The organism is Alicyclobacillus contaminans DSM 17975, from assembly GCF_000429525.1.
In the GTDB taxonomy this organism is placed as follows: Bacteria; Bacillota; Bacilli; order Alicyclobacillales; family Alicyclobacillaceae; genus Alicyclobacillus_A; species Alicyclobacillus_A contaminans.
This window is the reverse complement of record NZ_AUCA01000030.1, coordinates 18,582-35,268: the sequence shown is the minus strand read 5'-3', so window position 1 is coordinate 35,268 and position 16,687 is coordinate 18,582. Positions and strand designations below refer to the sequence as shown.

The following is a 16,687-nucleotide window of genomic DNA, read 5'->3' as shown; positions in this document are numbered from 1 at the left end:
GGCCTGGGCGGCTCCTGTCCAGTGAACCGCGGTGCTCTCCCCATACATAGATGATAGCGGAACCCTTGGCGGCAGGGCGGATGTCGAGGGGGAGCAAAACAGGGGCTCTTCCCAACGGCCTAGATGATGAGCCCGCCGTTTGGACTGATGACCTGCCCCGTGACGTACGACGCGCTCGGAGACGCCAAAAACAGCACCGCGTGCGCCACATCCTCCGGGCGGCCCAGGCGGCCCACCGGCGTTTCCTGCTCCAAGGCCTGCCGTTCGTCCGAAGACAGATGCTGCAGCATATCCGTGTCGATGGCTCCAGGCGCCACGGCGTTGACAGTCACTCCGGACCGGGCGACTTCCTTTGCCAACGCTTTCGTGAATGAGATGAGGCCTCCTTTGGAAGCCGAATAAGCCACCTCAAACGATCCGCCGGCAATGCCCCAGATGGACGAAATGTTGATAATCCGCCCGTACTCAGCGCGGATCATGTGCTGAAGCACGGCTTTCGTACAGAGAAAGGGTGCCGTCAGGTTGCTTCTCATCAAGGACTCCCACTCTTCCAAGGTGGTGTCCATCAGCAGTTGGGCGCTCGCAATTCCGGCGTTGTTCACGAGAATTCGCGGAATGCCGAACTGCGTGGCGGCCTGCACCAGGCGCTCGACATCCTCGGGGCGTGTGACGTCCGCCTGAATGGCGTCGGCGCGGCTACCCATGGCCCGAATTTGCGCCACAACCTCCGCTGCGGCCTCGGCAGAAGCACGGTAATTCACAATGACATGAGCCCCGGCACGAGCCAGCGCGAGGGCGATGGAGCGGCCGATGCCGCGGGAGGCGCCGGTGACAATGGCCACCTGTCCGAACAGCGGTCGCGTCGTGGAGTACGTTTGATCCGTTGCCATCACGAACCTTCTCTCAGCCTGAATTTCTCGGTCAATGACAGTGTTCCATTCTATCACATCGGCGGGGGTGATGAAATGACGTCAGGTCGTCTCCTGGGGGATGCAAAATTGCTTTTTGCAAAGCGTCGGGCAACCTGATACGCTTAAGGTGGATCCCAGGGAGAGGAGGACTTCCATGTTTCGCAAACTGTTGATTGCGAATCGCGGTGAAATCGCGCGGCGCATCATCCGCACGTGTCGGCGCATGGGGATTGCCACGGTGGCTGTTTATTCTGATGCGGATGAAAGCGCTTTACATGTGCGCGAAGCGGACGAGGCCGTGCGCATCGGTCCGCCGCCGGTGGCGCAGAGTTATCTGCAAATCGATGCGCTGGTTCAGGCGGCCCTGGGCACCGCTGCGGAGGCGGTGCATCCCGGATACGGCCTGCTCAGTGAGCACCCTGGATTCGCCCGGGCCGTGCGGCAGGCGGGACTTGTGTTTGTAGGCCCGTCGACGGATGCCATCGCCGCGATGGGCAGCAAAATCTCCGCCCGGAATGTGATGCGGACGGCCGGGGTGCCCATTGTGCCCGGATCGGACGCTGGCGTGGATCTCGCGGAAGCGCTTTCCCTGGCGGCGGCTATGGGGTATCCCGTCATGCTGAAAGCCGCGCATGGGGGCGGCGGCATCGGCATGCAGGTGGTGCACGACGCGGATGAATTGCAGAAAGTGTTCGCCGCCAACCAGGCGCGGGCCAAGTCCTACTTTGGCAACGGCGAGATGTTTGTGGAGAAGGTGGTATCCCGTCCGCGCCACGTAGAATTCCAGGTTCTGTTTGACGAACACGGCCACGGCGTGTACCTGTGGGAACGGGAGTGCTCCATTCAACGCCGGCACCAGAAGGTGGTGGAGGAGGCGCCGTCGCCGTTTTTGGATGCCGAACTCCGCCTGATGATGGGCGAGGCCGCCCTTCGGGCCGCCCGTGCCATCGGATACAGCAATGCGGGAACGGTGGAGTTCTTGGTGGACGAAGAACGCCGCTTTTATTTCCTCGAAATGAACACGCGACTGCAGGTGGAGCATCCGGTGACGGAAGCGATTACGGGGCTCGACCTGGTGGAATGGCAGCTTCGCATTGCGGCCGGTGAACCGCTTGATCTGTCCCAGGCGGACGTGCCGTTTCAGGGACACGCGATAGAGTGCCGGATTTACGCGGAAGATCCGGAAAAGTTTCTGCCGTCTCCCGGCACCATCACGTCGCTGCGACTGCCCTCCGGAGATGGGGTGCGCAATGATGTCGCGGTGGAGTCCGGCAGCGTCGTGACACCGTTTTACGATCCGATGATTGGCAAGCTGATTGTGCACGGGGCGGATCGATCGCAGGCGATTGATCGCATGACGGAAGCCTTGACGGCGTACGATGTGCAGGGGATTCGAACGAATCTGGCGCTGCTGCGAAAGGTGATGGCGTCCGAGGCGTTCGCCAGGGGAGAGACGACAACCGACTTTTTGCAAATTCTGATGACGCGGCAAAACACACAAACCTGACAACTCTACGAATAGGAAGGCGTGAATCATATGGCGCAGATTGTGGCTTCGATGGCAGGAACGGTCATGAGTGTGGCGGTATCTGCGGGCGATGCGGTGACAGACGGCCAGGACGTGGTGGTGCTGGAATCGATGAAGATGGAGGTGCCGGTGTCGGCGGATGTGAGCGGAACCGTGCGGCAGGTCCACGTACAGCCGGGCGACTTCGTGAACGAAGGAGACGTGTTGGTGGAGTTGGACTGAAAGAGAAGGAGGGGCTGGCGAGTGACCGAGACATTGGCCGATTCACCGGTCGTGGTGCTCAAAGAGGTGGGACCGCGCGATGGGTTGCAGAACGAACCCGTCACAGTGCCGACGGACGTCAAGGTGGAATTGGTGAACCGCCTGTCGGCGGCGGGATTTCGGTACATTGAAGTGAGTTCGTTCGTGTCTCCCAAGTGGATTCCCCAGCTCGCCGATGCGAGTGACGTGTTTAACCGCATCGAGCGTCGCCCCGGCGTGGAATACAGCGCGTTGGTGCCGAATGAGCAAGGGCTGGAGCGTGCGCTGGCCGCCGGAGTGGACGCGGTAAACGTGTTCATGTCAGCCAGTGAGACCCACAACCGCAAGAATATCAACAAATCCATTTCGGACACGTTTCCAGTGCTGCGCCGCGTGATAGAAGGAGCGAAGGCTGCGGGCAAACCGGTTCGGGGTTATGTCTCCACTGTGTTCGGCTGTCCGTACGAAGGCGCGGTGCCGTTGGAACAAGTGGTGCGCGTTTGTGACACCCTGATCCATCTCGGCGTGGATGAGTTGTCGCTCGGAGACACCATCGGTGTGGCCGTACCGACGCAGGTGCGGACCGTCGTACGGGCGGTGCGCGAGCGCATGGGGCTGGATCGGATTGGGCTGCACTTCCACGACACGTACGGCATGGCGGTGGCCAATGTGGTTGCCGGGTACGAGGAAGGCGTCCGCATCTTCGACGGCAGTGTCGGAGGGATGGGGGGATGCCCGTACGCTCCGGGCGCCAGCGGCAATGTGGCGACCGATGATCTGTTGTATCTGCTGCACCGCATGGGGATTTCCACTGGAATTGATGAGGAAGCGGTGGCGGCCTTGACGAAATGGTTGGAACAGCAAGTGCAGCGACCGCTGTTGAGCCATGCGCGAACGGTGGCGCGCGGCAAGGAAGGAGACGTTTGCGGTGACTGAGCGACCGGTCATTTTGGTGGAGGAACAGCCGGGGATTGTGACGGTGACGTTGAACCGCCCGGAGGCGGCCAACGCGCTGTCGAGAAATCTGTTGTATGCGTTGCACGAAGCGCTGGCAGCGATGCGCTATCGCCGGGACGTGCGAGCGGTGATTCTGACCGGAGCTGGCGAGAAGGCGTTCTGTGCCGGAGCGGACTTGCGTGAACGGCGGGGGATGGATGAGACCGAGGTGCGGCGCACGGTGGACCTCATCCGCGCCGTGGTAGAGGACGTGGCGACACTGCCCATGCCGACCATCGCGGCCATCAACGGAGGTGCGTTCGGCGGCGGGACCGAATTGGCGCTGGCGGCCGATCTTCGGGTGGCGGCCAGCACAGCGCAAATGGGGTTGACGGAGACCAGTTTGGCCATCATACCCGGGGCCGGCGGAACCCAGCGCTTGCCGCGGCTCATCGGCCTGGCAAAGGCCAAGGAACTCATTTTCACGGCGCGCCGGATCTCCGCCGAAACAGCGCTGGAGATTGGATTGGTCAACCGGGTGGTGGACGCGGACCAGTTGTTGCCAACGGCGCGGGCGCTCGCCGAGGAGATCGCGGCGAACGGCCCCATTGCGGTTCGCCAGGCGAAATTCGCCATCGATCGCGGCGCAGAGGTGGACCTCCAAACCGGCCTGCAGCTGGAACGCCAGGCGTACGAGGCGGTCATCCCGACTAAGGATCGGCTGGAGGGGCTGGCGGCGTTCGCGGAGAAGCGCAAACCAAACTACATCGGCAAATAGGAAAGGGGGCGCCGACATGGCGTACGATTTTCGCGCGTTGACCGACAAGATTCAAGCTGGCGGCGCGTCAAAGTATCACGAGAAAAATCGCGAGTCGGGCAAACTGTTTGTGCGCGACCGGTTGCGGCTGTTGTTTGACGAGCCGCTCGCTGTGGAGGATGGATTGTTCGCCAACTGTCTGGCGGAGGACCTCCCGGCGGACGGGGTGGTGACGGGCATCGGTACGGTGAACGGCCGGCCCGTGGCCGTGATGGCCAACGACAGCACGGTGAAGGCCGGCAGCTGGGGCTGGCGAACGGTGGAGAAAATCATTCGCATTCAGGAGACGGCGGAGAAGCTGCAGATTCCTCTCGTCTATCTCGTCGATTCGGCGGGCGCGCGCATCACGGATCAACTGGAGATGTTCCCGGGGCGGCGCGGGGCCGGCCGGATTTTCTACAACCAGGTTCGCCTGTCCGGCATGATCCCGCAGGTATGCGTCCTGTTTGGACCTTCGGCCGCCGGGGGTGCGTACATTCCGGCGTTTTGTGATATTGTCATTATGGTGGAGAAAAACGCGAGTATGTACCTGGGGTCTCCGCGCATGGCCGAGATGGTCATTGGGGAAAAGGTCTCGCTCGAGGAAATGGGCGGGGCCCGCATGCACTGCACCGTCAGCGGCTGCGGAGACGTGCTGGCGGCCAACGAAGAGGAAGCCATCGCCTCAGCGCGGCGCTATCTTTCGTATCTGCCCGCCAATTATCAGGAGCGTCCGCCGCAGGCGGAAGCGGGCGACGCTGCGTCGTTCGCCACAACCATCTCGCAGATTCTGCCTGAGAATCCGAATGCTTCATTCAATATGTTGGATTTAATTTATCGTGTCATTGACGCGGACAGTTGGTACGAGATTAAAAAACTGTTTGCACCCGAAATCATTACGGGATTCGGACGAATACACGGGAAGGTCGTCGGCATTGTGGCCAATCAGCCGCGCGTCAAAGGCGGCGTGTTGTTCGTGGACTCAGCCGACAAGGCGGCGCGGTTCATCACGTTGTGTGACGCGTTTCACATTCCGCTGCTGTTCCTCGCCGACGTTCCTGGTTTCATGATTGGAACGAAGGTCGAGCGCGCGGGCATCATCCGCCACGGCGCGAAATTGATTGCCGCCATGTCGGAAGCGACCGTGCCGAAGATCAGCGTGATTGTGCGCAAGGCGTTCGGCGCGGGCCTGTACGCGATGGCGGGCCCTGCCTTTGAGCCGGATTGCTGTCTGGCCTTTCCCAATGCGCAAATTGCGGTGATGGGACCGGAGGCTGCGGTGAACGCGGTCTACAGCAACAAGATTGCCGAATTACCCGAATCGGAACGCGCGGCGTTTGTGGAGCAAAAGCGGGCCGAATATCGGGCGGATATCGACATCTATCGACTGGCGTCCGAGTTGGTGGTGGACGGCATTGTTCATCCGGACGAACTGCGCGACGAATTGATTCGCCGGTTCCGGATGTACGACACCAAGCAAATGGCGTTCGGCCGCCGCAAACATCCGGTTTATCCCGTGTGACCCGAAGGCCGAGGGTGCGCGCGTCAGTGGCGTCTGGAGGGAATGAACAACTTCGTATGGAATGGACGTTGCGCACGGAACCAAGCGGTCACGCACTGACCGATACACATCAGACCGCGTTCGAAACGGTGGCGGATCTGTACCATCATCAGAACCCGGCTGAATTGTCCACCTTCCAGCGCCGGGCCGAGCAGGTGGAACCATGGTTCCCTCCGGCTCGGCGCGCGGCCGTGGTCGCCAGACTGCGCGCGTATATGGAGACGCTCGGAGCACCGGCGGCGTCGCTGCAACTCTTGGAGAAACTGTTAGACCCACGGAGCGTGGCGGTGGTCACCGGACAGCAGGCCGGTCTGTTCACCGGTCCCATGTACGCCATCCACAAAGCGCTGTCGGCCATCGGCCTGGCGGAACAACTGGAAGCGTCTTTGCAGCGGCCGGTTGTGCCCGTGTTTTGGGTGGCCTCTGAGGATCACGATTGGGGCGAGGTGAACCACGCGTACATACTGGATTCGGACGAATCCGTCCGCATGCTGCGACTGTCCCAGGAAGTGCCGCTGCACCAGATGGTGTACCACACCCGTCTGATGCCAGGTAGCGTCGAAGCGGTGCTCACCGAGGCGCACCAGCGGTTGCCCGAAGCGCCGTACAAGGCGGATGTTTTGAACACGCTGCGGCAACTGTACGACGATGGCATGACCATGTCCGACTGGTTCGCGCGTCAACTTCTCTCGGTCCTGGGGGAGCGGGGAATTGTCTTGATCGATCCGTGCGTCCCCGGGCTTCGGGAACTGGCGGCGCCCGTGTGGAAACATGCGTTGGAACAGGTTGACGCGGTGCAGGATGAGTTGGAAAAGGTCTACCGGGCGGTGGAAGCGCGCGGATTTCAACCAGTGGTGGTCCGGGATGCGGATCATTCCACGGTGTTTTATGTCGAAGACGGCAAGCGATACGTTCTGGAGCGGACGCGCTCTGGTTTTCTGGGCGTACGCGGCCGCGGCATCGAGAAGACGGTCGCGGAGTGGGTGTCGTTGGCGGAGGAAGAACCCACGCGGTTCAGCGCCAATGTGCTGTTGCGTCCGGTGGTCCAAGACCACCTGCTGCCCACGTTGGCGTACGTCGGCGGCCCGGCGGAATTGGCGTATCACCCGCTGTCCGGCGCTGTGTTCCAATGCCACGGCAGGTCGCTCCCGCCGCTGCTGCTGCGCCACCGGGTGCGCCTCGTCCCGCCCACCGTGCGGCGGCACATGGCCAAGTGGGGGTTGACGCTGGAACAACTGTCGGCGCCGTTGAACGTGTCCGATTGGCTGCGCACCCGCTTGCAGGGTTCCGTGTTGGAAGACGCGGTGGCACAGTTGAAGTCGGATACGGAGGCGCGGTGGCGGCGGTGGATTGAACAATTCGACCACGTGGGTCCGCAGATTCGCGAGTTGACGGAGCGACACATCGCCCGCGAGTTGGAGGGGATTGAGCGCGTGGCTCGAAAAACGAAGCGCCAGTTCGAGCTGCAGCACGCCGCAGAGCTGCGTCAACTCAACCATGTGAATCGCTGGCTGTGGACCGACGGCCACCCTCAGGAACGACGGTTGTCTCCGCTCAACGTATGGACCCGATACGGGCTCGAGTGGCTCGTGTCCGCGCCGTTCTGGCGGACGTCGCCGCTCCATCTCGCCGCGTTGGACGTATCGTTTGAGTGACGGATCACGACCCTGCCGCGTCTCGTCCGCGGACGAAACGGGGCTCGGTTGTCCTATCATCAGGACCATTCTCACGAGCAAACGACGGTGCAATCGCCCTCAGGCTTCAAGGCCTGGGGGCTTCGTCTTTGTATGCGTGGATTTACGCATCCTCCTCAGGTCTACACCGAGAAACGAGCGGCGCCTGCCGGATGGCTCGTTTTGAAAAAATCATCCAATTTTCCGTTGGGAAGCAGGAATCCACGCGTGAACCGCGAAAAGCATACCTGAGTGGTGGAAAGTGGAGTAGAGTGGAGCAAAGTGGGGAGAAGGTGGTGAAGACACTTGTTCATGGGGGAGTATCAACACACGCTCGATGACAAAGGGCGCATGATAGTCCCCGTGAAATTCCGCGAACCACTGGGTTCATCCTTTGTGATGACGCGCGGACTGGACAAGTGTCTGTTCGTATATCCTCAGTCAGAGTGGGAGATCTTAGAGGCCAAGTTGAAGAGCCTGCCGATGACGCGGGCGGACGCGCGCAGTTTTGTCCGATTCTTCTTTTCGGGCGCGACCGAGTGCGAACTGGACAAGCAGGGACGGGTGTTGATATCCGCATCTCTCCGGGAGTACGCGGGGCTGCAGCGGGAGGCCGTTGTCATCGGGGTGTCGAATCGCATTGAAATATGGAGTCAGGAAACCTGGGCGAGCTACTCTGAGCAAGCCGCCGAATCGTTCGCCGAGATTGCGGAAAAGTTGGTCGACCTGGCGTTTTAGGAGTGACCGATGTGTCGTCGTTCGTGCACACCACCGTGCTGCTGGAAGAAACGGTAACCGCCCTTTGCCCGAGGGATGGCGGCCGCTACATAGATTGTACGTTGGGTGGCGCTGGACACAGCGAGCGGTTGCTGCAGCGGTCTGAGCCGGGGGGACAACTGCTGGCGCTGGATCAGGATGAGACGGCGCTCCGCCATGCCGAGGACAAGCTCCGGCCATACGGGGATCGCGTGCAGTTGGTGCACGCCAATTTTCGCCGGATTCGAGAGGTGGTCCGCGAGTTGGAATTCGGGCCGGTGGACGGCGTCATGTTCGATCTTGGCGTGTCCTCTCCCCAGTTCGACGAAGCCGACCGGGGATTCAGTTATCGCTTCGATGCGCCACTCGACATGCGTATGGATCAGACACAGCCCACGACCGCCCGCGATATGGTCAATGGCTTGGACGAGGCGGAATTGATTCGGATTTTCACCAGGTACGGTGAGGAAAAATTCAGCAAGTCCATCGCCCGCCGAATTGTTCACCGGCGCGCGGTGGCGCCAATAGAGACCACGGGTGAATTGGCCGAGTTGATCAAGGAGGCCATTCCGGCGCCGGCGCGCAGAACCGGCCCGCATCCGGCCCGCCGCGTATTTCAAGCGCTGCGCATTGCTGTCAATGATGAGCTGGGCGCTCTGGAAGAAGCGCTCGACGGTGCGTTTGAGGTGTTGAAACCGGGGGGGCGCCTGGCGGTCATCACCTTTCACTCTCTCGAGGACCGAATTGTGAAGCATCAGTTTCAGCAATGGGCCCGGGGCTGCACGTGTCCGCCGGACTTTCCAGTCTGTCAGTGCGGAAACGTACCGCAGGCGACCATTGTCACTCGGAAACCCATCGTTCCCTCCGCAGCGGAGGAAATCGAAAATCCACGGAGCAGGTCTGCGAAACTGCGTGTGGTGGAAAAACGATAACCGCGTGCCATGCACGGATGCAGGGATCCTGACGCGAAGAAAGAGGGATGAGCAAGAATGTTGGCAACGAAAGAGACGGTGCTGCGGGAACGGACGGAACATCACGGTGCGCTGCCTGGCGACGGTGCCCATTCCAGAGCACAGGCGCGGCAGGCGTGGAAGGGCGCGCTCGGATGGGTCTGCTGCGTGGCAACCTGTGTCGGCGCGGGATGGTTTGTCGCGGCCAAAGGCGCTGAGATTGACCAATTGAGCTATCAGGTGGATCACATGCAGGCACAAATCCAGAAGACGCAGGCGGAGAACGCCTCGCTGTCGAGCACGGTGGATGAACTGCTGCGCCCCGCCCGAATCCTCGGCATTGCGTTGGGACGACTGCACATGCAGTACGCGAATCCCGTTCAGATTTCGAACGGCAACCCGTGATGGGGTGAACTGCGTTGAACCGAAATCAAATGTCACAGCGGGCGAGTCGGCACCGGAAACGCGTGATTGGCATGCAGGCGCTGTTCATCGGCGTCTTGGGATTAGTCGCCGCGCGCATCATCTACGTTCAGCAGGTATTCGGGCCCGGCCTGCTCGCCAAGGCCGAGCAGGTGGAGCAGGTGAAGGAAGTGGTGCTCTCGCAGCGCGGGGCGCTGTTGGACCGGAATGGACATCCCCTGGCGTACGACGTTCCGGCCTATCTGTTGGACGTGAAAACCGATGCATTCCCTGATCTCTCGTTGCTGGCCAGCAAGCTGTCCCCCATTCTCGGCGCATCCACGGATGTGGTCCTGAAAAAACTGCAGAGCGGGGCGCACTGGGTGCAGTGGCCGACCCCGATTTTGGAGACCGACAAGGAAAAGATCCAAAGCCTGCTGAAGGACAAAGCCATCTTTGGCAGTTCCCACATTGACGACGCGACGTTCACACCGACGGAGGAACGGGTGTATCCGTACGGATCGTTTGCCGCAAACACGCTCGGGTTCGTGGACAACAACGGCGTCGGCAAAGCGGGCCTGGAGGCGGAATACAACAGTCTGCTGTCGGGGCAGAACGGGGAGGTCACGTATACCCAGGACAACCTGGGCTTCCCGTTGCAGACGACCATGCGCGTGACCAAACCGGCCGTCCCGGGCAAGAACATCGAGCTGACCATCGACCAGACCATCCAGGGCTTCGTGGAGGCCAAAATGGACGAGTTGATGAAGCAGTACAATCCGGACCACGCCGCCATCATTGTCACGAATCCGCAGACCGGAGAAATTCTCGGGATGGCCAGCCGACCCACGTATGATCCGAATCACTACGCGACGGCCAACCCCGAGGCGCTGTACAGCAACTGGGCTGTGAACGAGGCGTTCGAACCCGGATCGACCTTCAAGATGCTGACGCTGGCGGCCGGCCTCGCCACTCATGTGATCTCCCTCGATGACACGTTTCACTCCGGTAGCCTGACGGTGGCCGGGCGGACCATTCACGATTGGAACGGCGTGGGTTGGGGAACCATCACGTTCCGCCAGGCACTTGAGGAGTCGAGCAACGTCGGGTTCGCGACGGTGGCGCTCAAGCTCGGTTGGAGCAATCTGCTGAAGTACATGCAGGACTTCGGCTTTCTCCAACCGACCGGGGTGGATCTGCCCAATGAGGCGAACTCCATCGTGTTTGCGCCGGCCAGCCGCGGCAAAGTCCAGTTGGCCACCTCGGGGTTTGGACAGGGTATCGCGGTCACGCCGCTGCAACAGGTGGCCGCGTACGGCGCCATTGCCAACGGCGGTAAGTTGATTCAGCCGCATCTCGCGAAAGCGGTGGTGGATCCGACGACCGGGAAAGTGCTGAAATCATTCACTCCGGTGGTCAAAAATCCACAGGTGGTTCCGAAAGACGTGGTGCAGCAGGTGAACGACACACTGGTGCTGGACGTGTCCGAAGGCATTGACTCCGTCGGCAAAATTCCCGGTTACGACGTGGCCGGAAAAACCGGTACGGCCAACGTGATGAACGACAAGGGCGGGTATTACCTGGATCGGTTCATCGTGTCGTTCATCGGCTACGCGCCGGCGGAAAACCCGCAGTTCGAGGTATATGTCACGCTGGATTGGCCAAAGACACCGGAGAGCAACACCTGGGGCAGCACGGTGGCGACGCCTGCGGCACGGGACATTCTCGAAGAGTGCCTGCAGTACGCGCACATACCGCCGAAATCCGGCACACAGAGCCATTCGCAGCAGCCTCCGGCAGCCAGTGCCACGAAATACGTGCAGACGCCGAACGTGACCGGTCAGTCACCCACGGCGGCCAGCAATGAGCTGAAAAAACTGGGGCTTGCTTCGGATGTGCTGGGGAACGACGGCATGATCACCGGCCAATGGCCCGAGCCGGGCGTGGAGGTGCCGGTCGGGAGCAAGATGTACCTGTGGGCGCCTGGAACCGGAAATGGTTCGGGCATCATGCCAGATCTCCGCGGGACCTCAATGCGGGAAGCCGGAGATATCCTGGCGGCCATGGGCGTGTCCATGACCGCACAAGGGGATGGGTTTGCGGTGTCGCAGTCCATTCCGGCAGGACAGCCGGTGAAGCGTGGTCAGACGGTGACGGTGGTGTTCGCGCCGCCGCAGGATCCGGTGACGCAGGCCGTTTCTGCGGCCGCATCGGCGAGCCGCAAGAGCTCTGCGGCGAATGACTCCGGGTCTGCCGAGGGTTGACGTCTGACGCGGGACCCATTCCCTGTGGCAACCGCGTTCGCGCGACGAAGGGGCGTTGTCCAAGTCGGGGGCAACGCCCCTGTCATGTGCTTCTATGACCAGGATTGTCCGCATAGGATGAATCAGAAATCTGGCATGGGGGCGACAAGCGTGCGAATAACCCAGCGAACGATGCGGCGCCGGTTCGTGATCCTCCTGTTCTGCCTGCTGGCGGCGATTGGCGGCCTCGTGGGCAGATTGGCGTACATCCAAATTGGACAGTCCTCCTGGCTCCAGCAAATGGCCCAGGCGACCTGGGAGCGCAACATTCCTGTGGAAGGCACGCGAGGGACCATCTACGACGATAAAGGGCGGACGCTGGTTTACACGGCGAGTTCTCCCGTCATCATGGCGGTTCCTGCGCAGGTGAAGGACAAGCCGGGGACCGCGAAGGCGCTGGCGGGGATTTTGCAAATGAACGAGGCGGACGTCTTGAAGATGCTGCAAAAGGTGTCCGCCATCGTGTACATTTCCCCGAGAGGACGCCGCATCACCGAACAGCAGGCGACTGCGGTGCGGAATCTCCATCTATCAGGCATTTACATTTCCGAGGCCGGGAAACGGGCCTATCCTTACGGTGATTTGGCCGCCCAGGTACTCGGTATCACCGGTGACTACAACCAAGGTTTAACCGGTGTGGAGAAGCAGTACGACAACGTGTTGGCGGGCCAGCGCGGGTACATTTCGTTCTATGCGCAGGCCAATGGCAAACGCATGCCGGGCACCCCAGAATTTTATCAACCGCCTGCGGACGGAATGGATTTGCAGTTGACGATTGACGCCCAGATTCAGCAGTTTGTCGAACGCGAGATTGAACAGGCGGTCGCGGAGTACAATCCGGACCACGTCACCGCCATTGTGGAGGATCCGAAGACAGGGAGCATCCTGGCCATGGCCAACTACCCCAGCTTCAATCCGGCGGACTGGAAGGCTTATCCGCCGTCCACGTACAACCAGAACCTGGCCATCTGGCAAACGTTCGAGCCTGGCTCCACGTTCAAGGTGGTCACACTCTCCGCCGCATTGCAGGAGAAGAAGGTCACGCTGAACGATCGGTTTTACGATCCGGGCTACTACGAGGTGGCGGGGCGCAAGGTGAAGTGCTGGAAAGCGGGGGGACACGGATCGCAGTCGTTCCTGAACGTGGTGGAAAACTCCTGCAACCCGGGATTTATTGCACTCGGCGAACGCCTGGGAAAGGATACGCTGTTCAGCTACATTAAGAAATTTGGCTTTGGACAAAAAACCGGAATTGACCTCCCCGGTGAAGGCAACGGCATTCTCTTCAAGCTATCGCGCGTGGGTCCGCTGGAGTTGGCCACCACGGCGTTCGGACAGGGTGTGTCGGTGACGCCCATCCAACAGGTGATGGCCATGGGCGCCATCGCCAATGGTGGCATCCTGATGAAGCCGCACGTGGTGCAGGCGTTCATCGATCACGATACGGGCAAAGTGGTGCAGACGGTTCAGCCGACGGAGGTTCGGCGGGTGATTGACGCCAGCACCGCCAAGCAGGTTCGGGACGCGTTGGAAAGCGTGGTCGCCAGAGGCAGCGGGAAGAACGCGTATCAGCCGGGGTACCGTGTGGCGGGCAAAACGGGAACGGCGCAGGTGGCCGTGAACGGGCGCTATGAGCCCGGCCACTACATCGTCTCATTCATGGGCATGGCTCCAGCGGACAATCCGCGCTTGGTCGCATACCTGGCGATTGACTATCCCCGGCCGCGGAACGGGGCGGCGGTGTACGGCGGGACCATCGCGGCACCGATTGTCGGGCGAATTCTCGGAGACAGCCTGCACTATCTCGGAGTGCCCCCTTCGTCCGCTGGCTTGCCGAAAAAAGCGAGCCCTCTCGAGCCGGCCAAGGTGGAAGTGCCGAATTTCGTGGGCATGACCATCGGGGACGTCAAGCGGTCAGCGCTGCAGAGCGGGGCCCAGTTGAACATGGAAGTGGTGGGGAGTGGCAAGTACGTGATCCTGCAATCGCCGCCAGGTGGGACACAGGTCGCCGCGAACTCGACAGTTCGGATTTACCTCGGCGATACGTCGCCGAATCCGCAAGCGAATTGACAAGCCGTTGTCTGCACAAGTACTCTGGGGCAGGGGAATTTCCGCAGCATGTGAAGAATTGAGGAGGCAAGAGACATGCTCTTGCGACAACTGATTGCACCATTGATTCAATACCGGTTGGTGGCACCGCCAGGATTTGGCGATGTGGAGATTCTGTCGGTTACGGCCGATTCGAGGAGGGTGACCCCAGGGGCGCTGTTTATCGCAATCCGCGGCAACACGGTCGATGGCCATCGGTTTATTTCGGAGTGCGTCACCCGAGGTGCCGCTGCGGTGTTGGTGGAGTCCCCGGTGGAGTCGCTGCCCATACCCCAGGTGGTGGTTCCCAGTACGCGCTTTGCCTCGGCTGTGGTGGCCAGTGTGTTTCACGGCCATCCGTCGCAAAGACTGCAGATGATTGGTGTCACGGGCACGAACGGGAAGACCACCGTGACGCATCTCATTGAAGCCATCCTTCAGGCCGCAGGCCGCAAGGTGGGGCTGTATGGAACGGTCGGGATGCGCGTGGACGGGCGCACGGAGGATGTGGTGAATACCACGCCGGAAGCAGTGGATCTCCAGCATATTCTGCATCGCATGGTCCGTGCGGGTTGCCAGTACGGAGTGATGGAAGTATCGTCCCATGCGCTGGAACTGCACCGAGTGGCCGGCACGCGGTTTCACATCGGTGTCTTCACCAACCTCACCCAGGACCATCTCGATTTTCATGGCACGATGGAGCGGTATTTGGAGGCGAAGGGCAAGCTGTTCTCGCGCCTCGGCAACGAATACGGCGACGATGTGCGACGTTCGGCCTACGCGGTGCTCAACGCGGATGACGCCGCGTACGATTATCTGCGGAGACAGACGGTTGTCGAGGTGATTTCGTACGGGCTCAACGAACGCGCGGACGTTCGCGCCGAACGTGTGCAGGTGACGGCGGACGGCGTATCGTTTGATGTGCGTACATTCGCCGGCGATGCGACGGTGCGCCTGCAGATGACCGGTCGGTTCAACGTGTACAACGCCCTGGCCGCGCTCTCGGTGGCTTTGATTGAAGGCATTCCTCTGCAGGACGCAGTGGATGCCCTGGCCGCCGTTCCCGGCATTCCGGGGCGGCTGGAGAAAGTGGACGAGGGACAACCGTTCACCGTGTTGGTGGACTACTCGCATACCCCGGACAGTTTGGAGAATGCGTTGACGACCGTGCGGGAGTTTGCGACGGGAAGAGTGCTGACCGTGGTCGGATGCGGTGGGGATCGCGACCGTGGGAAACGGCCCCTGATGGCCAACATTGCGGTGCAGCACAGCGACCTGGTCGTTCTGACCAGCGACAACCCGCGAACCGAAGATCCGGAGGCCATCCTTGACGATATGGAGGCCGGCGTGGCGGGCCAGTCCCAACGGTATCGCCGCATCACCGACCGGGCCGCCGCCATCGATGAGGCGGTGCGTCTGGCCGAACCGGGCGACGTGGTGTTGATTGCCGGCAAAGGTCACGAGACGTATCAGATTGTCGGGACCGTCAAGCACCACTTTGATGACAGAGAGACCGCGCGCAAGGCAATTTTGAAATGGCGGCGTGGATGGTGAAAGGAGTTTTTTCATGGACTTGCAGGCACTGTTGCTGACGGCCGGTGCCGCGTTTGCGATTGCGGTGCTGCTCGGGCCGGTGTGCATTCCGATTTTGCACCGATTGAAGTTCGGTCAACGCGTGCGCGAGGAAGGGCCGAAGCACCACCAGGTCAAGAGCGGCACGCCCACGATGGGCGGCGTGATGATTGTCGCGGCGCTCGTGCTGACGATGTTGAAATTCAGTCTCACCAGCATGGATATCCTTCTGCTTTTGTTCGCAACCGTATCCTTTGGCGTGGTTGGATTTGCGGACGACTTCATCAAGGTGGTCAAGAAACGCAATCTCGGTTTGCGCGCCAAACAGAAGTTGTTCTGGCAAGTGGTCGCCACGCTCGTCTTGTTTGCCGGATTGTGGTTGCATTGGCGTGAACAGGGGCAAACTTTTGCTGTGAGCATTCCGTTCACCCACCTGGAGATCAGCTTGGGACTGTTTTATCTGCTGTTTCTGCTGCTTGTACTGCTTGGTACCACCAACGCGGTCAACCTGACCGACGGCCTCGATGGCCTCTTGTCGGGGACGGCGGCGGTGGTGTTTTCGGCGTACGCGTTCTACGCGTACTGGCACACAGAATATGACGTGGCGTTGTTCTGTGCCGCCATGGTTGGCGCTCTGCTCGGTTTTCTGATGTTCAATCGCCACCCGGCGAAGGTGTTCATGGGGGACACCGGCTCGCTTGCCATTGGCGGTGCGCTCGCGATGGTCGCTGTGCTGACGCACAGTGAGATTGGCCTCGTGTTATTCGGGCTGGTGTTTGTAGTTGAAACGTTGTCCGTGATCATTCAGGTGTTTTCGTTTCAGGTGTTCGGCAAGCGGGTATTTCGAATGAGCCCACTCCACCACCACTTTGAACTGTCCGGCTGGTCGGAGTGGGAAGTCGTCATTGCCTTTTGGCTGGCCGCCTTCATCACGGCGTTTGGTAGCTTGGCACTCCTGTCGCATTGACCAG

At 60.9% G+C, this 16,687-nt stretch carries 14 protein-coding genes; 13 read left to right on the top strand and 1 reads right to left on the bottom strand.

Annotated features, from left to right (window positions below; all coding sequences use genetic code 11):
* Window positions 1–119: 119 nt before the first annotated feature.
* Window positions 120–890, bottom strand: a complete 771-nt coding sequence (ymfI, locus tag G463_RS0111750; RefSeq protein ID WP_051322247.1) for an elongation factor P 5-aminopentanone reductase — start codon at window positions 888–890, stop codon at window positions 120–122.
* 175 nt (window positions 891–1,065) lie between these two features.
* Between ymfI and G463_RS0111745 the strand changes: the two genes are divergently transcribed.
* The 13 genes from G463_RS0111745 to mraY all read left to right on the top strand — a co-directional run bounded on the left by G463_RS0111745 (window position 1,066) and on the right by mraY (window position 16,683).
* The gene (locus G463_RS0111745; RefSeq protein WP_026975319.1) at window positions 1,066–2,418 is read left to right on the top strand and encodes an acetyl-CoA carboxylase biotin carboxylase subunit; all 1,353 of its coding nucleotides are present in this window, start codon (window positions 1,066–1,068) and stop codon (window positions 2,416–2,418) included.
* Window positions 2,419–2,448: 30 nt separating this feature from the next.
* Entirely contained in the window at window positions 2,449–2,661 is a 213-nt protein-coding gene (locus G463_RS23615; RefSeq protein WP_026975318.1) for an acetyl-CoA carboxylase biotin carboxyl carrier protein subunit, read from the top strand.
* A gap of 21 nt (window positions 2,662–2,682) precedes the next feature.
* Window positions 2,683–3,615, top strand: a complete 933-nt coding sequence (locus tag G463_RS0111735; protein WP_281171076.1) for a hydroxymethylglutaryl-CoA lyase — start codon at window positions 2,683–2,685, stop codon at window positions 3,613–3,615.
* A complete protein-coding gene (locus G463_RS0111730; protein WP_026975316.1) occupies window positions 3,608–4,393 on the top strand; it encodes an enoyl-CoA hydratase in 786 nt (261 codons plus the stop codon). Before G463_RS0111735 ends, G463_RS0111730 begins: the two co-directional genes overlap by 8 nt.
* A 16-nt stretch (window positions 4,394–4,409) precedes the next feature.
* Window positions 4,410–5,933: an acyl-CoA carboxylase subunit beta gene (locus G463_RS0111725; protein WP_026975315.1), complete on the top strand. Its 1,524-nt coding sequence runs from the start codon at window positions 4,410–4,412 to the stop codon at window positions 5,931–5,933.
* 26 nt (window positions 5,934–5,959) lie between these two features.
* Complete coding sequence (bshC, locus tag G463_RS0111720; RefSeq protein WP_156900185.1) at window positions 5,960–7,627, top strand: bacillithiol biosynthesis cysteine-adding enzyme BshC; 1,668 nt, start codon at window positions 5,960–5,962, stop codon at window positions 7,625–7,627.
* Between the two features lie 324 nt (window positions 7,628–7,951).
* Window positions 7,952–8,383, top strand: a complete 432-nt coding sequence (mraZ, locus tag G463_RS0111715; RefSeq protein ID WP_026975313.1) for a division/cell wall cluster transcriptional repressor MraZ — start codon at window positions 7,952–7,954, stop codon at window positions 8,381–8,383.
* 11 nt (window positions 8,384–8,394) lie between these two features.
* On the top strand, window positions 8,395–9,333 hold the full coding sequence (gene rsmH / locus G463_RS0111710; RefSeq protein ID WP_026975312.1) for a 16S rRNA (cytosine(1402)-N(4))-methyltransferase RsmH: 939 nt from the start codon (window positions 8,395–8,397) through the stop codon (window positions 9,331–9,333).
* 57 nt (window positions 9,334–9,390) lie between these two features.
* Window positions 9,391–9,756 carry an FtsB/FtsL family cell division protein gene (locus tag G463_RS20165; protein ID WP_051322242.1) on the top strand — a complete coding sequence of 122 codons (366 nt, stop codon included), beginning with the start codon at window positions 9,391–9,393 and terminating at the stop codon, window positions 9,754–9,756.
* Between the two features lie 14 nt (window positions 9,757–9,770).
* Window positions 9,771–12,017 (top strand): PASTA domain-containing penicillin-binding protein, encoded by a 2,247-nt coding sequence (locus G463_RS20160; RefSeq protein ID WP_051322241.1) that lies wholly within the window; start codon window positions 9,771–9,773, stop codon window positions 12,015–12,017.
* Between the two features lie 150 nt (window positions 12,018–12,167).
* Window positions 12,168–14,126 carry a stage V sporulation protein D gene (locus G463_RS0111695; protein WP_483756922.1) on the top strand — a complete coding sequence of 653 codons (1,959 nt, stop codon included), beginning with the start codon at window positions 12,168–12,170 and terminating at the stop codon, window positions 14,124–14,126.
* Between the two features lie 75 nt (window positions 14,127–14,201).
* A complete protein-coding gene (locus G463_RS0111690) occupies window positions 14,202–15,698 on the top strand; it encodes a UDP-N-acetylmuramoyl-L-alanyl-D-glutamate--2,6-diaminopimelate ligase (RefSeq protein ID WP_026975310.1) in 1,497 nt (498 codons plus the stop codon).
* 13 nt (window positions 15,699–15,711) lie between these two features.
* Window positions 15,712–16,683, top strand: coding sequence for a phospho-N-acetylmuramoyl-pentapeptide-transferase (mraY, locus tag G463_RS0111685; RefSeq protein WP_026975309.1), 972 nt, complete (start codon window positions 15,712–15,714; stop codon window positions 16,681–16,683).
* Window positions 16,684–16,687: the final 4 nt, after the last annotated feature.